We start from the raw sequence: 22,383 nt of genomic DNA on the forward strand, positions 1-22,383 counted from the left end.
CGGCTTGTGACGGCGGTCATGGACAGCCGCCGCCAATGGTGACACAACGTGTGCGTAAAAGTAATTATTCTAGCAGCTTCAAAGGATACCACAGCATGACTCAGACAACAGAATCACAGCCCGATGCGACAACCGCCGGGCCTGCCCATACCCCCTCCCCGACCGGCAAACATAACTCGCGCCTTGGCCCCACCCTGCTGCGCCGGGCTATACAGGGCGCGTTTGCCATTTTTCTCGTCTGGGTGGGCTGGAACTTTTACCTCTATGTGCAGTGGGCCACGGGCCAGAGCGAAGTGTTCACCCCCAAACCGCCCTCTGTGGAGGGATTTTTGCCCATCAGCGAGCTGATGGCCGCACGCCGCCTGTTTGCAACAGGCCAGTGGGATGCCGTGCACCCGGCGGGTCTGACGCTGTTTCTGGTCATCGCGCTCATGGCCCTGCTGTTTCGCAAGGGTTTTTGCGGCTACATCTGCCCGGTGGGCCTTGTATCCAACCTTGTAGGCCGCCTTGGCGAGCGTCTGGGGCTTGGCCGCAACCCGCCGCGCGTGCTGGAGCTGGCGCTCCAGTCCGTCAAGTATATTCTGTTGGCCTTATTGTGCTATTTCAGCCTGTTCGGCATGAGCATGGATGAGATCAACGCCTTTATGGGCGCGCCATTCAACATGGTGGCCGATTCAAGCATGCTGTTTTTCTTTTTGCACGCGTCCGCCGTCACCCTGACGGTGGTCGGCGTGATTGTGGCTGCTTCACTGGTGGTGCGCAACGCATGGTGTCGCTTTTTGTGCCCCTACGGCGCATTTTTGGGCCTTATCGCGCTGGCTGGCCCCGTGGCGGTGCGCCGTCACGCCGAAACCTGCACAAACTGCCGCCGCTGTCAGCGCGCCTGCCCCTCGGCCATTGCAGTGCATCAAAAGACACGCGTCAACTCGCCGGAGTGCCTGGGCTGCACGGCCTGCATAGAGGCCTGCCCGCAAAAGGGCTGCCTTGAGCTCTCCGCAGCTGGCCGCCGCGTACCCTTCTGGACAGTTGCCGCAGGCTGCGTCGTACTGCTGCTTGGCGCGTACGTCTGGGCTGCGAGCACTGGGCACTGGGCTTCCGAAATTCCTCCGGCCATGCTGCGGCGCTTTCATATGCTCCAGTTTGGCGGATAACGGCACACAGACCGCTGAAACGTAAAACAGACATGGCGGCGAGGGAACTCCCCTCGCCGCCATGTCTTCATCTTTTGTCAGGCAATGTGGCCTTGGTTGTTACCAGACCGGGGCTTCCGCCGGGTCGCGCTTGATGTGGCAGGACTGGCAGTCGTTAGCGCGGGGTTTTTCAATCTTCATGCGGGTATGACAGTCCATGCAGCGCTGGTGGTAGGCCGCCTTGAGCAGGGGCCTGCCGTCGGGCATGGTCGTTACGCCAGCGGGCAGGATTGCCGGATGGCACGATACGCACCTGGGCGGCGTCATGCCCGGCTTGAGGCGCGGGCTGTTGTGATGGCAGGCGGCGCATTCCAGGCCGTCCTTGGCGTGCATGCCCTGCAGTCCAGAGGCCTTGCGTCCAATAGCCGCCCGCAGCTTTTGCAGATGCTGGGCATGGGCAAAGTCCACCGGGCGGTATTCCTTGCTCATCAGCTCAATGCGCACCTTTTCGGGCAACCCGTCCGAAACCGGCCCCAAACTGGGCGCGTCAGACACGTTGTCTGCCGCATTGCCAGAGTCTGCCGGGGCAGCAGACGGCCCTACGCCGGGTGCGAGCACCTTTGCCGCCGCGCTGTTGTCCGCAGGTGCGGGCTTGGCGGCGTTTTTGTCGGCCAGGCCGTTGCTTGCGGCAGTTTTGTCGGGCGGCGGCAGCAAAATGGCCGTGGGCGCAAGGGGAGCTTCGACGGTCGACGCGGCTTTATCCGCAGGCTTTGAGGCGGTATCGGCAGGCAGCAGTATGGCCGATGGCGCAAGCCTTTCACCCTGCTGCGCCGCATGGGCGGCCTGTGTTTGCGGCTGCGTGGCAGCCTCAGCGGCAGGAGTTGCAGGCTGTGGCGCGGGCAGATTGCTGGGCAGCATCAGCCCCATGGAACCCTTAACGCCGGGGGCGGCGCGATGGCAAAAAGCGCAGTTGCTGCCGCTTTTGCTCACGGGCCTTGGGGTATGGCAGCCCGCGCATTCGGGCGCGGAGGTCGTCAGGCTGGTGTGACAGCTCACGCACGAGTTTTTGGACGTAACAGAGTGCATGGCCTGAGCCAGCGGAATGTTTTTGCCCTTGGGGTCGCCGTTGGGCGTGTGGCAGGTAATGCACGACTGCTTCACGCTGGTGTGGTGGCAGTCAACGCAGTTGAGCGCCCTTTCGTGCAGGCTGTGGTCAAAGGGTACAGCGGGCATGGCTGTGGGCCATTTGGATCCCTGAGGGTACAGGGGCGCAAGGGGCTTCTGCGGGGGCGTCATCTTGTCGGTCAGCAGCACGCCCGTGGGCCGGTCCATGGTCATGATGGCCGGGCTTGCCTCAAAGCGGGGCAAGGCGTCAAAACGGGCCTTGTCGTGGCAGGTGGCGCAATCCACAGGCCCGTGCGGCTGCTTTTGCTCCATCAGCGAGACATGGCACTTCATGCACACTTCGTGCGCGGCGGCCCGCAGGGGCGGCGGCGTGTAGGCGGCATCCTTTGTGGCCAGCGCCGAGCCGGGACCGCTGGCATGACAGGTACGGCACGAATCAACCGTGGGCGGCAGCATGGGTGAAAAGTCCTTGGCATGGTGACAGGCCACGCAACGCTGGGGGTCATTTTCGGCCAGAATTGCTCCCTCGGCCAGACCCTTGGGCGGCTTGGCGGGGAAGGCTCCGGACGTCAGATGCCGCTGGTGCAGCGAGGCGTCCATCTGCGGTTTAAAGGGCTTTTGCGAAGGCAGCTGCGCAGCATCCGCAACGGTGTGGCAGGTGCGGCACTGGGCCTGGGCCGGGCCAGCGCCCTTTTGGGCATGGCACGAAGCGCAGGCAGCATGAAAGGCCAGCTTGCGCTCGGCCTGATCGCTGGAAGCAACACCGGCAAACGCGCTGAATACCGGCGTCTGCATGATGTTGACCGGCAGCCCGGCGCTGTTTTTTTCCACGCCGGGGTCGACGGCGTGACAGCTGACGCAGGCGTTGGCCTTGGCATGAGCCGCGTGGTCAAAGGCCACCACGGGCATTTTAAGTTCCCTGGCGTGCTGGCCGCCAAGGTAGATGACATTGCCCGCCAAAGGCGCGGATTCGGCAGCCAGAGCCCCCGAGGCCGAGCACCCCAGCGCCGCGGCAGACAGTGCGCAGGCAACCGCAAGCCGCATGGCGTATGCATAAATCGAGGCAGTACTGAATGTGGTTTGCATTAATTCCCCCTTGGGGACTTTGATCTGAAAAACCATCAGCGCAACAACCGTGCAAACCGGCAACGAGGTGCGCACCACAAAAAAACATGCCCGGCAACCAGGTGCAGCAGCAGCCAGAACCCGTACCCCGGCAGGCCGGAGCGGGCCAGCAGGCCCGAAAAGGGCAGCAGCACCAGCAGGACCATAAGGGCCCAGTCGGCACGGGTGGCGGCAGAGCGCAGGTCGGCCAGCAGCAGATGGCGCAACGGCAGGGCTAGCGCCCCAAGGGTCAGCACCACGGCAAGGCCGTCGGCCCAGCGAAAGGCCATGCCCGGCCAGTCGAGGCCAAGGCCCCGCCCGATGAGCACCGCGTGGCCGGGGTTGAACACCACGACCACTGCGGCGATAAACACAAGCCAGAACACGGCGTCGTTGACCAGCACGCGCACAGGCCACTGGCCGTGCAGCAGGTCAAGCGGCACGAGGCGGGCACGCCAGCGCGCCGCGCAATCGCACGGCTGGCAGCCGCTGGCCCGGCACTGGCGCAGGCGCAGTACGCACCCCGCCAGACAGCCCAGCAGCGATATGAGCAGGCCCCAGCCAGAAAGAAACGAGATCAGCGTTGTCATTGCTAGCTCCAGGCTAATCCTTGCCGTTCAGGAAGAGGTAAAAGCCCAGCAGGCCGAACAGGGCAAAGCAGATGAAAATAAACATCCAGCCCGTGCCGGACATAAGGGAGGCGTAAAGCGAGTAAAATACCGTCTGCATGGCATCCTCCCTGTCAGGCTTCGGGTTTGTAGTCGGGGTGATCGCGCAGCACGGGCATTTTGGCGCAGATAAAGCGGTACACGGTCACAAGCCCCACCAGCATGAACAACGAGAGCGTTATTTCACCCAGCGAGGGAAAGTACTTGAGGTGCGTGGGCAGATTGTAGTTGTAGGCCACAAGGCTCACGTCCATACGGTTGAGCATGACCCCAAACACCGAGAGCCCAGCCGCCAGCCGGATAAGGCCGTAACGCCGCTCGCGCACGCCCACGGCAAACATGAAGGCAGGCACGATGACCAGCGCCATTTCGAGCAGCCACAACAGGCCGTAGCCGCTGAAAACATACCGCCAGCCGTTGTCGAGGGTAAGACCGCCGATCTTGATGACAAAATAGCCCATCAGCAGCAGGGAGGCCCCGCGCGCAAGGCTCAGGCTTACGCCGTCAAAACTCTTTATGTGGTTCTGGTCCATATAGCCGTGCATACCGGCGTGGGCCAGCGTGCCCTCAAATATCACCATGCTGAGTCCCGCGTAGAGGCTTGACGCAAAGAAGTACACCGGCAACCACGAAGAATACCACAGGGGGTGCATCTTTGACGGAACCATCACGTACAGGCCGCCCAACGAGGACTGGTGAATGGTGGAAAGAATGATGCCCAGTGCCACCAGCGGCATGACAAGCTTGAGCAGCATGGCCCGCAGCTTTTTAAGCCCCAGCCATTCGCAGGGGATCACAAACCACAGCACGGCCATGACGCACAGGTAAAAGAACTCGCACACGCCCACGGTAAACAGCAGCGAGGTGGTGCCCTGCGAGACGAACACGGGGTACGGCAAGCGCCAGGGCTGGCCTACGTCGTAGAGCAGGTCGGCAATGACAAAGGCGTAGCCAAAAAATGCCGTGGTCAGCGCGGGCCGCCACATGGAGCGCAGGTTGGTAAAACCGAAGATGTAATACCCGGCAGCCAGCGTAAAACCGCCAGCCGCAAGGGCTACGCCGCACAAAAGATCAAAGCCGATCCACAGGCCCCAGGGGTAATAGTCGTCGAGGTTGGTGACCGCGCCGATGCCCCAGCCAAAACGCATCACCGTGGCCACCGCTCCGCAAAACAGGATGACGGCGGTGATGATGTTGCCCGGCGTGTTGAGCAGGCCCAGCGTATTTTTAAGCAATTGCGAGGGCTTCAGCATTGTCCGCCTCCCTGACCCTTTTCAGGGTTTGCGTCAGTGGGCTTGCGGCAGCAGGCCTGAGCCGGGGTCTGCGCCCCGGCATCGGGAGCGCCCTGCTCCCCTGCCTGTTGCGCGCCCTCATGGCGGGCCTGCTCGACCATTTTTTTGTAGTGTTTGCTCATGGAGTATGCACCGCCCAAAATAACCGGCCACACGCCAGCGATCACAGCAAGGGAGCCAAGCATGCCGCGTGTGAGCTCCGGCGCTGAGACGGCGGGAACGTCAGGCTGCCCAAGCTCCGCGTGCGGCACGGGCGAAAGGTACAGCCAGTTGGTGCCGCCCATCTCGTGCTCGCCGTAAATGTGGTCCTCGTACATGCCGGGGTTGTCCATGATGCGGCGGCGGGCCAGATTGACAAGGTCGCTGCGCCTGCCAAAGACCAACGCCTCCTTGGGGCATGCCTCAACGCAGCCGGGCAGCAGCCCCTGCTTGAGGCGCGGCGCGCACATGGTGCACTTGTACACCAGCGGGTTCCAGGCGTTGTTGTAGTCGTAAGCCGGTACGTAAAAAGGACATGCCATCATGCAGTAACGGCAGCCAACGCACAGCTTGGGGTTATAGACAACCGGGCCCTGCTCTGTTTTGACAAAGGCTTTGACAAAACAGGCGGACGCGCACGCAGGTTCCTGACAGTGGTTGCACTGCAACTTGCGGAAAACGGGCGCGTGGCCTTGCGGCTCATATTTGTTGACCACGGTATAGGCCGTAAACGTGGGCCTGCGGGTCTGTTGAAACACCGACGTATCATCGGCGGGCTTATCCAGAGGGGGCAGCACGTCGGCGTTTACCTTCTGGCAGCCCTCCTCGCACTTGCGGCAGCCGATGCAGCGCACCGAATCGTGCAGCACGCCAACGGCATCGGGGCTGCCGTCATAGGCAAAGCGGGCCGCCCCGACAGTGCCGGGAAGCGCGGCTCCCGCCACGCCTCCAAGGCCCAATATCTTCAAAAACTGTCTGCGCCGCATGGCGATCCTCCCCTGCTTGCGCATTGCGTCATTTCATGCCCCGTTTCTGCCGTGGGGCAAGCCGCCAAGGCGGCGCCAAAACACGCACCCTGCGGCCTATGGGCTGGCAATAGCGCCCACATCCTGGTTTTCAGCCAAAAAGGCTGCGTAATCCTCATCAAGATACCGGGTGGAATACAGGTACACTGTGCCCACGGAGCTTTCCGTAAACCTGATATCCGCATATTCCGGGTCTGCCGCCATCTGGTTCAGGCACTGCTGCAAGGCCTCGGCCTCTAACAGAAATGGCGGATATTCAAATATTTCAAGGGCCACAGGCCGGGGATAGTCGCGCGAGCTCTCGCGCACCACACTGGCTATCTGCACCATCCTGTTGTTGCCCGTAGAAAGTATACGGGCGTACAGGCTGCTCATCTGCGGCTTGTAATGATAATATTCCTTGCCGTCCCAAGCGGTAAAAACCGCCACGTCGTCATCCTCCGCCGTCAGCTCAGCCAGCAGGGCCGCAGCGTATGCGCCCTCCACCACGCGGGGGGCGGCAGCGACCGGGGCGGATTCCGCCACGGGTGCTGGTTCCGCCGCCTGCGCGGTGGTTTCCGCCGTAGCGGCCAGAGCCTCTGCAGGATGCAGCAGCGAGCCCAGCAATTGTCTGCGGCTCAGCAGACGGCGGGTTTTGCGCAGACCCGGCACTTCCGGGTCGGGGGCCGAACCGGGCTGGACTTTTTCCATGGCCTTGATGCGGGCCATGTCTGCGGCTACGGTTTGCGAATCCGGCCCGGCAAAGCGGGGGTCGGGCAGACCGTTCAGCTCTTCGCGCACCTGAGCGACGGTAACGGGCGGCGCTGCCGCCGCACGTTCCATAAATGCCGCCAGCAGTTCGTCGACGGTCACAAGGCGCTCGTCGCTGCTGAAATCGGCCAGCGTTTCCACCAGCAGCACCTTGTCGGCCTTGCGCTGGTTTACCAGTTGCTGGTCCTCGGGCTGCGCCGCCTGCTCCGCATTGGCGGTGCCGGGCTGTTCCACCTGGGGGGCAGGGCCGCCCCCACCAAGGGGAGCGGCGGCCTGCGCCTGATTTTGATCGTTCATAGGCTCTCCAAGGTTACGCGCCGGGAACCAGCTTTTCCTTGGTCATGGTGTCGGCCACATCGTTGAGGCCCAGCGAACGGTAATGGTTCGCGCCGGGCAGGCCGGTTTTGACGTCCCAGCCCTGCACTTCGTAGAACAGGTCGAGGCTCTTTTCGATGTCGGCCCTGTCCATGCGGATGGTGCCCTTGGTGAAGGGAGCCTTGTTTTTTTTGTCTTCAAACAGCCAGTTGGGGTACTGGTCGTGCTTTTTACGCATGTCCGTGGTCTGCATCTGGCGCGCGGTGTACGCGCGGTGCAGGTTAAAGGCCCGCTCGGCGCAGCGGTCCAGTTCCTTGACGTCCAGATTATGGCCGGTAAGAATGCGGTAATACTTGCTTTCAAGGCTGTTATCACCCATGTAGCCATCCTGCTTGTTGGGGGTGGAGATCCACGGCCCCATCCAGTTGCAGAACGAAAGCATGTCGTGCAGTTCCTTGCGCTCGATGGACCACTTGGCGCGGATCATCTTGTACTTGTTGGTGGGCTTGTAGTCGCCGATGGCGTCCACCGCGTCGGCTGAACCCCAGAAGTGCTCGGCAAGGCGCTTTTGCACTTCAATGGGCAGACCGCTGCGCACAAAGTTGCAGTTGGAGTGGCACATGGGGTCGCGGTTGTACTGGGTGTTGATGACGCACCCGACCTGACCGTCGTCCTCGTTGGCGTGGTGCTTGGGGTGGCCCATCTTCCAGTAAACAGTGCGGTGGTCGTCCTTCCACTTTTCTTCGGAAATGCCCATTTTTTCGAGCATGTAACCTGTGCCCATGCCCAAAAGCTGGCCAAATTCGCCTTCTTTGTAGGCAATGCGATGCACGGCGGTTTTGATGAATTCGGGGTTGCAGGCGTCCACCATATCCCAAGGGATGGACTTGTATTCGTCCGCGCCCAACTTCTGCTTCCATATGCCGTCTTCGTACATGGTGCTGAAGTCGCGGAACAGCTGGCCGTAGTTTTCCCACACTCCCAGATCGTCCATGAGCTCAATGCCCACAAAACCGGCCTGACGCGCCAGATCGCTCTTTTTGCGCGAAAGCTTGGGAAACCACTCACGCCCGCCAAACATGCCCACGCAGGTATTGAACTGAATGGGGCTGACGCCAAACTTGCTGGCCGTGTCTTCATCCTTCATCACGGTGTAGCAGCGGATGGGGCATGAAAAACAGCCGTTGTTGCGCACGGTGTACTGCCACACGTTGTCGCCCAGAAAGTAGGCGGCATTGTTGGTGCGGTACGAGATACGGTTGAGCGAGCGCACATCGCCCGTAAGCGTAACCGGAGCCTCGGATGCGCCCCAGCGCTTGCCCGGCGCGCCCACCCAGCGGGAACCGGCGTCCCAGTACTCAAAAAGCGGGCTGGGAAAGTTGGGAACCACATGCTGGTTGTTGGCGCCGATGATGGTGCGGTGGTAGTTGATGAGCTTTTCCCAGTCGGCCTTGTCGCCCGCGATGTGTACGGGCTGACTGCCCTGAAGGGCAATGGCCTTGAGCATTTTGGAGCCCATTACAGCGCCGATGCCGCAACCTGCTGTATGGGCGCGGCTGTTGACCACCACGGAATACGGAACCAGATTTTCACCAGCGGGCCCGATGGCGGCAACGGTATTGTCAGCCCCCACTTCCTCACTGATCACGCGTGTGGTGCGGCGCGTGCCCTGCCCCCAGACATGGCTCGCGTCCTTGAGCCAGGCCTGCCCGTCGCGCACGTGCAGCCATACGGGGCGCTCGGCCTTGCCTTCGATAATAAGAAAGTCGTAGCCCGCGTATTTAAGATGTTCGGCAAAGTTGCCGCCCATGTGGCCCGAGCCGATCAGGTGCTGCGGCCACGAAACGGGCATGATGGTGGTGACTGCGGTACGCCCGCTGCACAACGCGCCCGTGCCGGCCAGCGGCCCCACGGCAAAAACGATCTTGTTGGCCTCGTCATAGGCCCTGGTCTTGGGCGGAACCTCGTCCCAAAAAACCTTGTAGCCCAGCCCCGTACCGCCAATAAGGTCAAGATACTGGTAGGTGTCCTCAACAGTGATGCGGCCCGTGCTCAGGTTGACCCTAAGGCCCTTGCCCTGATAGCCGCCGAATTTTCTGGCCATAAATTCCTCCAGCTCGCAAAAGGAGCATACTTCCTGTAAATGCCCGCGCTGCGCCTTGCCGCCCGCAGCGCACCGGATGCGCTACTGCTCGTACTTGAGGTTGCGCGGTCCGCCGGGCGATTCCACATGGCAGGCGTTGCACGCGGCGCGGCGGTCATCGGGAACCATCAGCGAAAACGATCCGCGCGTGGTGGCCTCGCGGGTACGGTCGCTCCAGGGCACGTAGCGCAGGGCGGCTGCCGGGCAGGCTTCCACGCACTTGGGCGCGCCGTTGCACAAAAAGCACTTGTCGGCCTTGCCCTGCTCCTCGTCAAAGGTCATCACGCCCCAGGGGCAGGCCTTCTGGCACAGGCGGCAGCCCACGCAGCGGTCTTTAAGCACCATGCGCGTGCCGGTTCCCTTTTGGGCAACAATGGCGTTTTGCGGGCAGGCCGTGGCGCAGGGCACCGGGTGCGGGCACTGCTTGCAGGTATCCTGAATAACCAGCGAGCTTGAGCCGTAGATGCCCTTGGTGGCGTTTTCCAGCCCGCCGTCAGGCCCAAGCATGGCGTTGCGGCTTATTTTGATGCGCGCGAGCTTGGGGTCGGCCTTGCCATTGTTAAATTCAGTGCAGGCAAGCTCGCACCGCTGACAGCACACGCACAGTGTGGGATCGCCCACAATCATGCCTGCCGATTTTTCCATAATTACCAGCGGCGAGGCCTTCATGGTGGCCAGGGCCTCCGAGGCCTGCAGCGTGGCCAATCCAAGTGCCGCGCACGAGGTTACCTTGATGAATCCGCGGCGCGAAAGATTTTCGAGCAGCAACTCTTCATCGGCACGTCTAAGTTTGCTCAACATATCAGCCATACAGCGCTCCTTGTCCTTATCGGCAACGGCATCACGGCAGCATCAGCTGCCCGTTTTCATGATATATGTGCATGCTGCCGGACTTAACATTGCCCAGCAGAGTCAACCCGGTAGCACGCGCCAGATCCACGGCGCGCGACATGGCGCGAGAAAGGGAGGCAAAAACAGGTACGCCCGCCCGAATGGCTTTTTGCGCTATTTCGGAGGCGATACGCCCGCTGCTGACAATCATGTGTTCAGCGGGGTCAAGGCCTTCCACAAGCATGTAGCCCACCAGGGTGTCAATGGCGTTGTGGCGGCCAATATCAAGGCAGTAAAAAACCATGCCCTGCCGGTTGAGCAGGGCCGCATTGTGGCAGCCGCCGGTCTGGTGAAACACTTCGGAGCGTTCTTCCAGCTCTTGCGCGCCGCGCAGAATAACCTGCGGATCCCAGGAAGGAGACTGGGCGCGGGGTATGGTGGCCAGCCGTTTGGCCGACATGGGGAGGTTCCAGCCCATGGCTGAAGTGATGGTGAGTTTTGGGGCGGCCTGCCCCGCATGCGCAGCCGCCTTGCTGCAGCAGGGGTCCTGCAAAAGCACATCCACCCGCACTTCTTCCGCCCCGTCAGGCGTTGCGCCCTCGGCAGGCAGGGGCGTTACGTCCACCCCGGCCAGATCGCGCAGGCTGTTGATAACCCCGCACGAATAGAGAAACCCCGGCACGAGGTACTGCAAATGCTGGCCCGAACAGGCCACCCGCACAAAAGGGACCCCGTTGACGTGCATCGTCAGCGTCTGCTCGCGGCACGACAAAAATACCGCCGGTTCAACCTTGCCTTTGCTGTACGTCAAAATATCATAACTACGCACAGAGGCCGGCGGCGAAGCCAGCGGCAATAACACCCCTGCAGTCATGTTTTTGAGCTGAGCCATAAACCCTTCCTTGTCTTACATCCAAGCCTTGACCTATGCGAGCAAGGCAAACCTGCCTACGGGGCAAAACTGCCCCGAAACGGCGTGATGACCAGCACTCGCCCCGCCAGAAGAGGTGGAGGTTGCAGTTAAAGCTTGTTCTTTTTTTCACACGGCCACTGCACAAGTCAGGGTGCGTGTGTCTCAACTCTGCAGAATATCTGTTTCCTGGGGCTGGCGGAGATAAAAACCTAAACCAGATGCGCCCGTAAGCGGAGGGGGGGGCTGCCGCATGGAAGACGAATTCTATACGCGCAACCTATTGATTACACGTGGATCATTGCAAATAGCAGTCATGCTTTTTGCTAATTGCGTGATAAAAGTTTAGGGAAATAGTTTGTTGCCGTCAACCCCATGAGAGCATTTTCACTATGCCCGTATTTTTCACAACAACTTGTAATTATGCAATATTTACAAAATCATTGTAACTTACTATAGTTACATAAGTCAAAACCTGTTGCGCCGGGGCGCTCCGGCAAGGAAGTTTTGCGCATGTCGCTGTATTTTTGCCTGCGGGAAACCGCGGACATTGCCGCCTTTATCAGCGGGACCGACGCTTTGCCGCAGGAGAGTATTCCTGCAAGCGAGGCTCTTGGGAGAGTGCTTGGGCAAAATGTTTACGCGCCCTTTCCCTGTCCTGCCTGCAACCGCTCCACCCGCGACGGCTACGCGGTGCGCTCTGCGGATGTGGCCGGGGCCAGACCGGAGAATCCCGTGCTGCTGCGTCTGGCGGGAGAATGCCGCATGGGCGCAATGTGCAGCAAAGCCCTGCACGCGGGCGAAGCATGGCGCGTATATACAGGCAGCGACGTGCCTGAGGGCGCTGACGAGGTGGTCATGCAGGAGGACGCTGCACCTGCAGGCCCGCCCCCGGCTTGGAGCATATCGGCAACCGCCATTGCTGTTTACCGCCCCGGCGCGGCGGGCCAGCATATGCTGACTCGGGGGGCTGACCTGCCTCAGGGCGAGTTGCTGGCCCAGGCCGGAACAAAGCTAGGCGCTCACCATCTTGCCCTGCTCGCCCAGTTTTTTCGGCACCTGCCGGTACACAGACGGCCAGTACTGGGCGTACTTGCCACAGGCGACGAATTTTGCCCCCCAACCCCTGCAACAGCGGTTGCCGCTGGTCAGTGCAATACCAATGCCCTGCTGCTGCAAGCGCTGGCAACCACACTTGGCGCGCGCTGCCAGCACCTCGGCACAGTGCCCGACAATATTGATGTTCTGCATAAGCACCTGCGCGCGGCCCTGCCAGATGGCCCAACCCCCTGCGATGTAGTGGTGGTGGTTGGCGGATCATCCGGCGGCAAACGTGATTTCAGCGCACAGGCCATTGCCGCGCTGCCGGGTTGCCGCCTCTACGGGCACGACCAGCGCGTGAGCAGCGGCCGCCCGCTTACCATTGCCCGCGTGGGTCAGACCAGCGTTTGGGGCTTGCCGGGGCATCCCCTGAGCCTTGCGCTGGCCGCACAGGTTTTTCTGGCTCCCCTGTTGCAAAAGCTTGGCGGTCAGCAGGCCGCGCCAGGGTTTATAAACCCTGCGCCCTCTGTACTGGCGCGCCTTGGGCTGGCCCTGCCGGTGGAGGGGACAGCCCCCGCCCACTACCCCGTCATGCTGCGGCGCGGCCACGGCCGTCTGACAGCCTGGCCCGTGCCCGCAGGCACGGGCAAAACCGCCGTGCTGCGCGACATGCACGGTTGGATAACCATGCCCGGTTGCCCGGATGCTGCCGCCGGCACAGCCAAAAGCGGCCTGCGGCGCGGCGCGGCCATACGGGTACGGCTTTTTGCCTGACGGCCCGGCTTGTCAGGGGGCCTGGGCGCGGCTACACTGACCCAACCCATACAACAACGGTAACAAGCATGCCCTCCCGCCTTCCGGCCATACGGCAGACCTTTACCGCACCGGGCAGGTTTCCCTACCTTGAAGTGCGCACAACCCTTGAAAGCACCCAGCCCTATGCCGAGCACTTTCATTCGGCATTTTCGTTCGGGTTTATCCTTGAGGGCGGCACGTGCTTTACGCTCCTGGGGCAGCCGCACACGGCCCTCAAGGGAGATATTGTGCTTATTGCCCCAGGCCTGCCGCACAGTTGCAACCCCCTGCACGGCCTGCCCCGCAGTTATCATATGGCCTACCTTGACGCCGCGTGGTTTGCGCAAAATATCTGCCGGCCCCTGGGCCTCGTCGATGCGTGCGAGGTAGTAAAAAACGTGGTGCGCGACCCGGCGCTTTTTCATCTGGGGCTTGCCGCCATTGAAGCTCTTTGCAGCAATACAGAAACAGCGGATCAGTCCCTTGCCGCGTGGTTTACGCAGCTTCAGGCCAGCCACGGCTGCCTTGCCGCTGTGGAATCCCCTGACGCGCACGACAGCAAGCCCACCACGACAGCGCTGCTCAGCGCCCCTGGCGCTGCGGGGCGGCTGCTCGCGGCTGCGGCCAATACGCCCAACGCAGATCATGCGCCTGTTACCTCGCTTGCCCGGCGCGCAGGCCTGCGGCGCGAGAGCTTCTCGCGGGCGTTCAGGCGCGCTGCGGGCCTGCCGCCCAAGGCTTGGCTGCATTGCCTGCGGCTTGAAAAGGCGCGCACCCTGTTGCGCCAGGGCAAAAGCATTGCCGAGGCCGCCCTGGCCGCAGGCTACGCCGATCAAAGCCACTTTCACCGCATGTTTGTAAAATTCTATTCCGTCACGCCGGGCTGCTATCAACGGGGACGGTCACATTCGTACAATACGCGCAAATAAAAAAAAGGTGATCTGCCACGCAAGGAGATCACCCATGATTGCTTTTGCATCCACACTGATTCCCGCTGCCTTTCCCGCGCTGGCCCTGGCGCACTTTCTCGCGCTGCTCAGCCCCGGACCGGATTTTTTTCTTATTCTCGGTCACGCCGTGCGCCACCGTCTGCGCGGCGCGCTGTACATCTGTCTGGGCATCGCCCTGGGCAACGCCCTGTACATCTGCCTTGCGGTTTCCGGCTGGTCGATCATGCGGCAGGTTCCCTCCCTGTACCGCATCATAGAGCTGGCAGGCTCTGGCTATCTTGCATGGCTGGGCTTTTTGCTGCTGCGGGCAAGCCGCCAGACGGCCATCGGGGCAGCCGGTCTTGCAACGGACGAGGCAAGCCCGCTCCCCCCAGGCAGGCAATTGCTCACCGGGCTGGGTTCTGCCCTGCTCAACCCCAAAAACGCCGTTTTTTACCTCACGCTCATGACGGTCATTCTGGGGCCCACCGCCACACTGCCGCAACAGACCTTTGCCGGGTTATGGATGACCCTGCTGGTCTTTGCCTGGGATGCCGGTCTGGCCGCCGCCATATCCCTGCCCGGAGCGCAGCGGGCACTGGAAAAGCGCATTCCGTTCATAGAAGGACTGGCTGGTCTCACGCTTGCCGGCATTGCCCTCTGGCTGGTGCTGCGGCCCCTGTTTGCCTGAAAAAACCGCAATACTGCAGGAGGCCCGCGTTGCAGCAACACGGGCCTCTGAATCATCTGTCTCAATATCAAAGCACCCTAGGGCGCATAGGGATCAAGCTGGATCTCCACCGGCGAGGTGATGGTCAGCTCGTGCTTGACCTCGGCCTTGCCGCCAGCCGCCACATCCACATTCCAGAACAGCAGATGCTCCTGCGCGTCCTGCTGGGCCTGCGGCTTGTCGCGATAGCTCACGGCAACGCCCTGATCGACCAGCATGGGCATGGGCCGCTCAAGCCGCACGGTCACGGCCTTGTCGCGCGTGTTGCGCACGGTGTATGTCCAGCCCCATGTCCAGGTGCGGCTTTTGCCGATAAAGCCCTTTTCGCCCCGCTGGCGTACATCGGCCGATGCGGCCACCTGCACGCGCGGGTCTGCGCCAAAATACAGCGTGGTCTCGTTGCCGCTGGCGTGGAACTTCCCTGCGCCCACGCTCTGCCCATCTACGCTGAACTCCGCCTGACCGTCTGGCCAAATCTGGCTTTCGGGCAGTGTGGGCCGGGCCATCAGCCACACCCGGCTTTCCCCCGTAGAGGGCCGCGCCAGCCATTGCAGGGGAGCCTTCCACTCCGACTCCAGCACCAGCAGTCGCGCGCGGCCTTCGGGCAGACCTTTTTCGCCCAGCTTCCAGCTGGCGTACACGCCGGTGACGTCGGCCGCCACAGGTGCGGCGGCGGGGGCGGCTTCGGGCATTGCGGCATCGGCGGTCATCATCATGCGAGGGGCCGCCTTGACCAGCGGCTGGGCCATGGGCTGCGGCTGCGAATCGATCACCCAGCGCGGCAAGGGGGCGGGCTCGCGCGGCCCCTGCCCGCGTGAAACAAGGATCAGCTGCGCATCAGCCCAGTCCATTCCCGAAAACTGCCATACCTCGGCCATAAAGCGCACGTTAACGGCATCGCCCTTGCCCTTGTCGGGCTGGGCGTCAAAACAATACACGGCTCGCCAGCCGCAGTTGCGCAGCGTGTAGCTGTAGCGCACGGGCAGGGTTGCGGCGGAGACGCTTTTTTGCAGGGTGACCAGCACGCTCTGCCCCATTTCCGGGCTGGGCGGCAGTTGCTGCAATTCCTGCTTCAGCAGGGCCAAACGGCGCTCCAGATCGGCCTTTTCGTAGCTGAGGGCGGGCACAACCTCGGCCAGACGCTTCTCGCGCTGCGTCATGTCCTGAAACCCGCCCTCCGTGGCCGGGGCCTCCCAGAGGGCCAGCTGGGCCTTTACGGCCTCGAGCTTGCCCGTAAGGGTCATGACGGCGTGCTGGCGCTCCTCGCGTACTTTGGCCAGATCACCGCTTTGATCAAGGGGTTGCGGTACGCTGGTCCAGCGCACAATGGTATGGCCCGGTACGGAAATCTGAAAATTTTCCGCTCCGGCGGGCAGCACCACGCGCACCTGACTCAGGCCATTGGCCGTGAGCACCGGGGCCTGCTGCTCGACCTCAAGCAGGCCCCCAGACGGCGTGATCCGAGCGGTGCGGGGAGGCGTTGGCGCGTTGGGCAGGCCTGCGGCCAGGGCCTCGCCGCAAACCAGGCTGATCAAGCTGCACAGCGCAAGCAGCAGGGCCGGAGCAAGCGCGGGCCGCCCTTTGCGTCGCTGACCACGGGCAGGAAAACAGAGCAGGGAAAACAGCGGGGATGCAATACGTACGTGCGACATCGGCCCTCCAGCGTTATCCGCCGCAGATGAAGCCGCCGCGCCGCAGGATGCGGCGCGGCGGGCGGCTAACGAGTCAGTTTGCGGTACTTGATGCGGTGCGGCGTGTCGGCATCCTTGCCGAGCCGCTTTTTACGGTCTTCTTCGTAGTCCGTATAGTTGCCTTCGTAAAACACCACGCTCGAATCGCCTTCAAAGGCCATGATGTGCGTGGCCACGCGGTCGAGAAACCAGCGGTCGTGGCTGATGACCAGCACGCAACCGGCAAAGTTGTCCAGCGCGTCTTCAAGGGCGCGCATGGTGTTGACGTCGATATCGTTGGTGGGTTCGTCAAGCAGCAGCACGTTGGCGCCGGACTTGAGCATGCAGGCCAGGTGCACGCGGTTGCGCTCGCCGCCAGAGAGCACGTCCACTTTCTTTTGCTGGTCCGCGCCGTGGAAATTGAAGCGCGTGCAGTAGGCGCGGGCGTTGACTTCGCGCCCGCCCAGCTTGATGGTTTCCGCGCCGTCGCTGATGATTTCGTACACGGTCTTGCCGGGCGTGAGCGATTCGCGGCCCTGATCCACATAGGCAAACTGCACGGTTTCGCCCACCTTGAGCGTGCCGGTGTCGGGCTTTTCCTGCCCCACAAGCATCTTGAACAGGGTGGTTTTACCCGCGCCGTTGGGGCCGATAATACCCACAATGGCGCCGGGGGGGATGATGGCGTTGACGTTTTCCATCAACTCCCTGTCGCCCATGCCCTTGCTGACGCCCTCAATCTCAAAGACAACCTTGCCCAGGCGCTGTCCCGGCGGAATGTAAATTTCCAGATCAAGCGCGCGCTTTTCACTTTCGTGCGAGAGCATGGCCTCATAGGCGTTGAGGCGCGCCTTGCCCTTGGCGTGACGGCCCTTGGGCGACATACGCACCCATTCCAGCTCGCGCTGCAGGGTTTTCTGGCGGTCGGCCTCGGTTCTTTCTTCGTTGGCAAGGCGTTTCTGCTTTTGCTCAAGCCACGAGGAATAGTTGCCCTTCCACGGAATGCCCCGGCCACGGTCCAGCTCCAGAATCCAGCCCGCCACGTTGTCGAGGAAGTAACGGTCATGGGTGACGGCGATAACCGTACCGGGAAACGTGGAAAGAAAGCGCTCGAGCCAGGCCACCGACTCGGCGTCGAGGTGGTTGGTGGGTTCGTCGAGCAGCAGAATGTCGGGCGATTCAAGCAGCAGACGGCACAAGGCCACGCGGCGGCGCTCGCCGCCCGAAATCTGGGCAACGGGCATGTCGCCGGGGGGGCAGCGCAGGGCGTCCATGGCCATTTCGAGGCGCGAATCCAGATCCCAGACGTTTTTGGCGTCCATGAGTTCCTGCACCCCGGCCTGCCGGGTGATGAGAGCGTCCATCTCGTCCGCTTCCATGGGTTCGGCAAACTTGGCGTTGATTTCTTCAAACTCGCGGGCAATGGCCGTGAGGTTGCTCACGCCGTCTTCAACCACCTCGCGCACGGTGCGGGTTTCGTCCTTCAGTGGCTCCTGCTCAAGGTAGCCGATGGTATAGCCGGGGGCCAGCACGGTCTTGCCGTCAAAGGCCTGATCCACGCCCGCCAGTATCTTCAGCAGGCTGGATTTACCCGCGCCGTTCAGACCAAGCACGCCGATTTTGGCCCCGTAAAAGTACGAAAGCGAAATGTCTTTCAGCACTTCCTTTTGGCCATGGCGCTTGGTGACGCGGATCATGGAATAAATAATCTTGTCCGGTTCGTTGCTCATGATGCTCCTCAAAATTTGGTGACGCTTCCACCCCAGGCGGCGAGACGCCATGCCAGGGAGAAGCGCGCGCCAAATGGGCGCGCTGGATTGATGACAAACCTGCAGTCAGGCCGACCCCAGGCTTGCGCCGCCAAACGGCAGCGCCGTCAGGCGGAAAGCGCAAACACCCCTTGCCCTCGTCCAGCATACGTTTGCCGGGGCAGCTCGGGCCTCCAGGCCATAAACGGCCCACAGGCGCGTAGGCGCTTGTGCAATATTTGACCGTATCCGTTCGCGTATTCTTTTTCAAGTGCGCAGCCGCTCAGGCAAGGGCGCGGCCAGACACGCCGCTTCGGGCCCTGCGCAGCTGAAGAGCGCGCCTCGCCAGGAGCCTGCCCCAAGCGGCAAACAATCGCCCTGCCCCATGCGGATGCACCGGGGGCCACGCCATGCCCCGCTGAACAGCGGTTGCACGCATATATGCAAATATTCCAGACTGTTTACCGGCCATAGGCGGCAGCGCTGCTTGCCACGCGCCGCGCTCTCTGCCAGTATGCACCTCAGCCCGGCGCACTCCCCCCATATGACGCCGTGCTGCAGGAGGTTGCGGTTGACCTGTCTTATACTGCGCGTTGGCAACGCCATTACCCGATACATGGGCGTGTTCATTCTTGCATGCTCGGCCCTGGCGTTGTGGAAGCCAGACCTGTTTAGCTGGGTGGCTCCTTATGTTACGCCGCTTTTGGGCTGCATCATGTTTGGCATGGGCATGACCCTGAGGCTCAAGGATTTTGCCCTTGTGTTCTCCCAGCCGCGCGCCCTGCTGCTGGGCCTTATGGCGCAGTTTGTCTGCATGCCGCTGCTGGCCTTTGCGCTGTGCCACGTGTTCGCCCTGCCGCCCGACCTGGCCATGGGCGTCATCCTTGTGGGCACAGCCCCCGGCGGCACGGCCTCAAACGTACTTACCTTTATTTCAAAGGGGGACGTGCCGTATTCCGTAGCGCTCACCTCGGTGACCACCGTTGTCGCTCTGGTGCTCATGCCGTTGCTCACATGGCTGCTGGGCGGCGTGTGGGTTCCCGTGGACATGGCCGGGCTGTTTGTTTCCATTCTCAAGATCGTGGTGATTCCCGTCATCATGGGCATTGTGGCGCACCGCTTCTGCGCGGGCCTGACAAGCCGCGCCCTGCCCTTTTTACCGCCCATCTCCGCCCTTACCATTACCCTGGTGGTGGCAGGCATCATAGCCATCAACGCCCGCAGCATCATTGAAGCCAGCGCCGACATCTTTCTTGTGGTGATATGTCACAACCTTTTGGGTATGGCCTTTGGCTATGCAGCCGGGCGCATGTGGAAATTTGACGAGGCCCGCTGCCGCGCCCTGTGCTTTGAAGTGGGCACGCAGAATTCCGGTCTGGCTACAGCGCTGGCTCTGGCGCATTTTTCACCGGTATCGGCCATAGCCGGAGCTCTGTTCAGCGTGTGGCAGAACATCTCTGGAGCGCTTGTTTCCAATTATTTTCACGGCAGTGAACCCCGGCAGCGTCCGCCCGCAGGGCAGTGACCCGAAAGACCCAGCCCCCTGCCGACGCGGCCGCCCGGCAAAAGCGCACCCTGCGCTTTGACTACCGCGCGCGCCTGTGCCAATTTGTAGGCAGCCGCCGCCGCTGACAAGCGTGCCGACGACTTTTCACGTTCAACCCATTACACTGCAATCGATGAAGGAATCGCCATGAGCAAGGAAGTCATCAGCACCAGCAATGCCCCCGGAGCGGTCGGCCCCTACAGCCAGGGCATCAAGACCGGCAACCTGTTCTTTTTTTCCGGGCAGATTCCCATTGACCCGGCCATCGGCAAACTGGTGGAAGGCGATGTGAAGGCGCAGGCCGAGCAGGCCTGCAAAAATGTTATGGCATTGCTGCAGTCGCAGGGGCTCACCGCTGCAAACGTGGTTAAAACCACTGTGTTTATTACCGACATGGGCAATTTTGGCGCAGTTAACGAAGTATACAAAAAGTACTTTACGGCCCCCTGCCCGGCGCGTTCGTGCGTTGAAGTCAGCAAGCTGCCGCTGGGCGCTCAGGTAGAAGTGGAGGCCATTGCCGCCCTGTAGCCTGCAACCGCAAAATCCCGGCGGCAATACCACCGCACCAAACGCAACGCGGCCCTCTGCATCTGGGCCGCGTTGTTTTTTGCGCCTTGCCCGCCGCCGCGCCAGCTGGCCTGCAAGGCCAACATTCGTTCATGAGCTTGCCCTTGCCAATTTACAGAAGTTATAAAATAGTGGACTATACAAGGGATAAACGGCAGATGCGAGGCGCACGGCATGGATACCCCACAATCCGATACGGCAGGGCAGTTTACCCTGCAAATGCAGAAGCTGCTTTTGCAGCACTGCCTTGGCGCGTGGCCACGCCGGGGGCGCACCCTGCTTGAGGTAAACTGCGGGCAGGGCGACTTTTTACCGCTGCTGTGGGAATGCGGCTTTGACATGACCGCCACGGAACTGAACCCCGACCAGCGGGCCAGTGCCGGGCGCATGGCCGACCGGGCCGAAGTGCTTGCCGCCGCAGACGACCACCTGCCCTTTGACGATGAGGAATTTGACTGGGTTGTGCTGCACCTGGTTTCGCCCGGCGCGGACAACGCGCGCAGGGCCATTGCCGAGTCGCTGCGCGTTGCTTCTGCCGGTGTGGCCCTCACATTCTGGAACGCGGCTTCACTTCCCTTTTTGCTCCACTGCCTCCGTGGGCGCAAAACCGCCTGGCCCGGCCCGGCGTTTTGCTGGTGGCAGGTATGGCGTATGCTCAGGGGCCTCTCCGCCGGCAGCATCAGCGGTGCAAGCGTGCTTGCTGGCCCGCAGTCAACCTGGAACGCCGCGTGCGGCCTCTCGCGCTGCAACAGGGTTTTGCCCTGGCTGCCCATGGGAGCATGGGGCGTCATACGCATTGACCTGGGCAAATCCCGCCCGGTTACCCCCCTGCCCTTGCGGCTTGAACGCAGGCGCATGCGCCGCCCCGAGCCAGCCATGGAGTGCGGGCACAAATCCCAGGCAAAAGCCGTCAACACTGAAAGGGAAACACCATGAGTCTGCCCTCTGTTGCCCCTATTGTTGCCTTTATTCGCAAGCATACCCTGCTGCTGGCCGCCGTGCTGCTTATTCTTCTTGCGGCAGCGGGCGGGTACAGCGGCTGGCAGCATTACCAGTTCAGGCAGACAGCCGAATTTGCCTTTTCGCAGATCAAGGACAGCCTGCACCCCGCCAAACCCGCCGACCTTGCCCGGTGGGTCAACTTTGACGCGCTGACAAAGCCGCTGGCCAAGGCCGTGGCGCAAAAATACCCCAATCTGAAGCAGGGCCCCAACCAGCTGCGCGACATCAGCGACATTCTGCAGGTCGGCCTGCTCAAACAGGCCCGCGCCAAGGAAGAACCCGTCAAGGACGAACCAGATGAAACCGCGCGGCTCAAAACGCCTCTCTATGTGCTGCCGCCGACCTTTTATACCCAGCTCAAGGAAACCCTGGCCCTGCAAAACCCCACAGAAAACACTGCCCTGATTGCCGCCAAGGTGCACCACCCGCTCATGAACAAGGAATTTTCGCTGCTGCTGCGCATGGACAAAACCCCTGAGGGCTGGCGCGTGGACAATCTTGTCAACGCCGATGATCTTGTGCGTCAGTTCCGCGAATACCAGATGGACCGCATGATCGCCCAACGGAAGATAATTCTTGACAGAAATGCCAACATAAAGAAACGCATCGAAGATACTCTGCCCATCAAGACCTGTTCCGTCAGCGCCGGGGTGATTTCAGACGGGCGCACGCTCCTGGTGGTGGTAAGCGTACTGGGCAAAAATACCGGCACGGTGGCGGTCAACAGCATGGATCTTTCGGCAAAAATCTGCACGCCAGACGGCAAGGAGCTGCTGCACAGGTTTCTCAATGCAGTGCAGCCCACCCCCCCCGGCGAGGACCTGGACCACAGCTGGACCATCGAAATGGACGGCGCAAGCGATCTTGGCAAATCCATTCTGGCCGCGCGCAAGCTTAGCTGCGAATCTTTCTGGAAAACCCTGGGCCTGGCCAACGGAGAGGTGCTGCACCTCAGCCTGCAACCGCCGCTGCTGGAAGAATTTCAGTAATTTTCACAATCACCTGCTCACAATGCCCTTTTCTCGCGCATGCTAATATGTCATAGTGTCGCGGTTGGCGGGCCGGGCAAAACGACCCGCGCCG

Annotated in this window: 19 protein-coding genes; 8 read left to right on the forward strand and 11 right to left on the reverse strand. The window is 61.7% G+C overall.

Annotation, left to right across the window (positions count from 1 at the left end):
• Positions 1-95: 95 nt before the first annotated feature.
• Positions 96-1,151: a 4Fe-4S binding protein gene (locus tag DDIC_RS08885; RefSeq protein ID WP_136400109.1), complete on the forward strand. Its 1,056-nt coding sequence runs from the start codon at positions 96-98 to the stop codon at positions 1,149-1,151.
• A gap of 99 nt (positions 1,152-1,250) precedes the next feature.
• Here DDIC_RS08885 and DDIC_RS08890 read toward each other — a convergent pair whose 3' ends face one another.
• From DDIC_RS08890 to DDIC_RS08925, 9 genes are all read right to left on the reverse strand, one after another.
• Positions 1,251-3,299: a cytochrome c3 family protein gene (locus tag DDIC_RS08890; protein ID WP_211088866.1), complete on the reverse strand. Its 2,049-nt coding sequence runs from the start codon at positions 3,297-3,299 to the stop codon at positions 1,251-1,253.
• A gap of 77 nt (positions 3,300-3,376) precedes the next feature.
• A complete protein-coding gene (locus tag DDIC_RS08895; protein WP_136400111.1) occupies positions 3,377-3,949 on the reverse strand; it encodes a hypothetical protein in 573 nt (190 codons plus the stop codon).
• Between the two features lie 13 nt (positions 3,950-3,962).
• On the reverse strand, positions 3,963-4,088 hold the full coding sequence (locus DDIC_RS14060) for a hypothetical protein (protein WP_022658500.1): 126 nt from the start codon (positions 4,086-4,088) through the stop codon (positions 3,963-3,965).
• Positions 4,089-4,101: 13 nt separating this feature from the next.
• Complete coding sequence (gene nrfD / locus DDIC_RS08900) at positions 4,102-5,280, reverse strand: NrfD/PsrC family molybdoenzyme membrane anchor subunit (RefSeq protein ID WP_136400112.1); 1,179 nt, start codon at positions 5,278-5,280, stop codon at positions 4,102-4,104.
• Positions 5,274-6,284: a sulfate respiration complex iron-sulfur protein HmcB gene (gene hmcB / locus DDIC_RS08905; protein WP_136400113.1), complete on the reverse strand. Its 1,011-nt coding sequence runs from the start codon at positions 6,282-6,284 to the stop codon at positions 5,274-5,276. The genes nrfD and hmcB overlap by 7 nt, the downstream gene beginning before the upstream one ends.
• Positions 6,285-6,380: 96 nt before the next feature.
• A complete protein-coding gene (locus DDIC_RS08910; protein ID WP_136400114.1) occupies positions 6,381-7,370 on the reverse strand; it encodes a hypothetical protein in 990 nt (329 codons plus the stop codon).
• A gap of 13 nt (positions 7,371-7,383) precedes the next feature.
• The gene (locus DDIC_RS08915) at positions 7,384-9,492 is read right to left on the reverse strand and encodes an aldehyde ferredoxin oxidoreductase (RefSeq protein WP_136400115.1); all 2,109 of its coding nucleotides are present in this window, start codon (positions 9,490-9,492) and stop codon (positions 7,384-7,386) included.
• An 81-nt stretch (positions 9,493-9,573) separates the two neighbouring features.
• Positions 9,574-10,341 (reverse strand): 4Fe-4S dicluster domain-containing protein, encoded by a 768-nt coding sequence (locus DDIC_RS08920; RefSeq protein ID WP_211088867.1) that lies wholly within the window; start codon positions 10,339-10,341, stop codon positions 9,574-9,576.
• A gap of 31 nt (positions 10,342-10,372) precedes the next feature.
• Positions 10,373-11,254, reverse strand: a complete 882-nt coding sequence (locus tag DDIC_RS08925) for a formate dehydrogenase accessory sulfurtransferase FdhD (RefSeq protein WP_136400116.1) — start codon at positions 11,252-11,254, stop codon at positions 10,373-10,375.
• A 531-nt stretch (positions 11,255-11,785) separates the two neighbouring features.
• Between DDIC_RS08925 and DDIC_RS08930 the strand changes: the two genes are divergently transcribed.
• From DDIC_RS08930 to DDIC_RS08940, 3 genes are all read left to right on the forward strand, one after another.
• A complete protein-coding gene (locus DDIC_RS08930; protein ID WP_136400117.1) occupies positions 11,786-13,087 on the forward strand; it encodes a molybdopterin molybdotransferase MoeA in 1,302 nt (433 codons plus the stop codon).
• 68 nt (positions 13,088-13,155) lie between these two features.
• Positions 13,156-14,037, forward strand: a complete 882-nt coding sequence (locus DDIC_RS08935) for an AraC family transcriptional regulator (protein WP_136400118.1) — start codon at positions 13,156-13,158, stop codon at positions 14,035-14,037.
• Positions 14,038-14,071: 34 nt separating this feature from the next.
• On the forward strand, positions 14,072-14,728 hold the full coding sequence (locus tag DDIC_RS08940) for a LysE family translocator (protein WP_211088868.1): 657 nt from the start codon (positions 14,072-14,074) through the stop codon (positions 14,726-14,728).
• A 77-nt stretch (positions 14,729-14,805) separates the two neighbouring features.
• On the opposite strand, the gene DDIC_RS08945 is transcribed toward DDIC_RS08940, so the two are convergent.
• Both DDIC_RS08945 and ettA read right to left on the reverse strand, forming a co-directional pair.
• Positions 14,806-16,419: a DUF4139 domain-containing protein gene (locus DDIC_RS08945; protein ID WP_136400119.1), complete on the reverse strand. Its 1,614-nt coding sequence runs from the start codon at positions 16,417-16,419 to the stop codon at positions 14,806-14,808.
• Between the two features lie 65 nt (positions 16,420-16,484).
• Complete coding sequence (gene ettA, locus DDIC_RS08950; RefSeq protein WP_136400120.1) at positions 16,485-18,167, reverse strand: energy-dependent translational throttle protein EttA; 1,683 nt, start codon at positions 18,165-18,167, stop codon at positions 16,485-16,487.
• Positions 18,168-18,756: 589 nt separating this feature from the next.
• Between ettA and DDIC_RS08955 the strand changes: the two genes are divergently transcribed.
• From DDIC_RS08955 to DDIC_RS08970, 4 genes are all read left to right on the forward strand, one after another.
• Positions 18,757-19,710 (forward strand): bile acid:sodium symporter family protein, encoded by a 954-nt coding sequence (locus DDIC_RS08955; protein WP_247647435.1) that lies wholly within the window; start codon positions 18,757-18,759, stop codon positions 19,708-19,710.
• A 168-nt stretch (positions 19,711-19,878) separates the two neighbouring features.
• Positions 19,879-20,259 (forward strand): RidA family protein, encoded by a 381-nt coding sequence (locus tag DDIC_RS08960; RefSeq protein WP_136400122.1) that lies wholly within the window; start codon positions 19,879-19,881, stop codon positions 20,257-20,259.
• A 213-nt stretch (positions 20,260-20,472) separates the two neighbouring features.
• Positions 20,473-21,234 carry a class I SAM-dependent methyltransferase gene (locus DDIC_RS08965; protein WP_136400123.1) on the forward strand — a complete coding sequence of 254 codons (762 nt, stop codon included), beginning with the start codon at positions 20,473-20,475 and terminating at the stop codon, positions 21,232-21,234.
• Positions 21,231-22,289, forward strand: coding sequence for a translation initiation factor IF-2 (locus DDIC_RS08970; RefSeq protein WP_136400124.1), 1,059 nt, complete (start codon positions 21,231-21,233; stop codon positions 22,287-22,289). Before DDIC_RS08965 ends, DDIC_RS08970 begins: the two co-directional genes overlap by 4 nt.
• Positions 22,290-22,383: the final 94 nt, after the last annotated feature.

Origin of the sequence: Desulfovibrio desulfuricans (genome assembly GCF_004801255.1) — a bacterium.
Taxonomy (GTDB): domain Bacteria; phylum Desulfobacterota; class Desulfovibrionia; order Desulfovibrionales; family Desulfovibrionaceae; genus Desulfovibrio; species Desulfovibrio desulfuricans_C.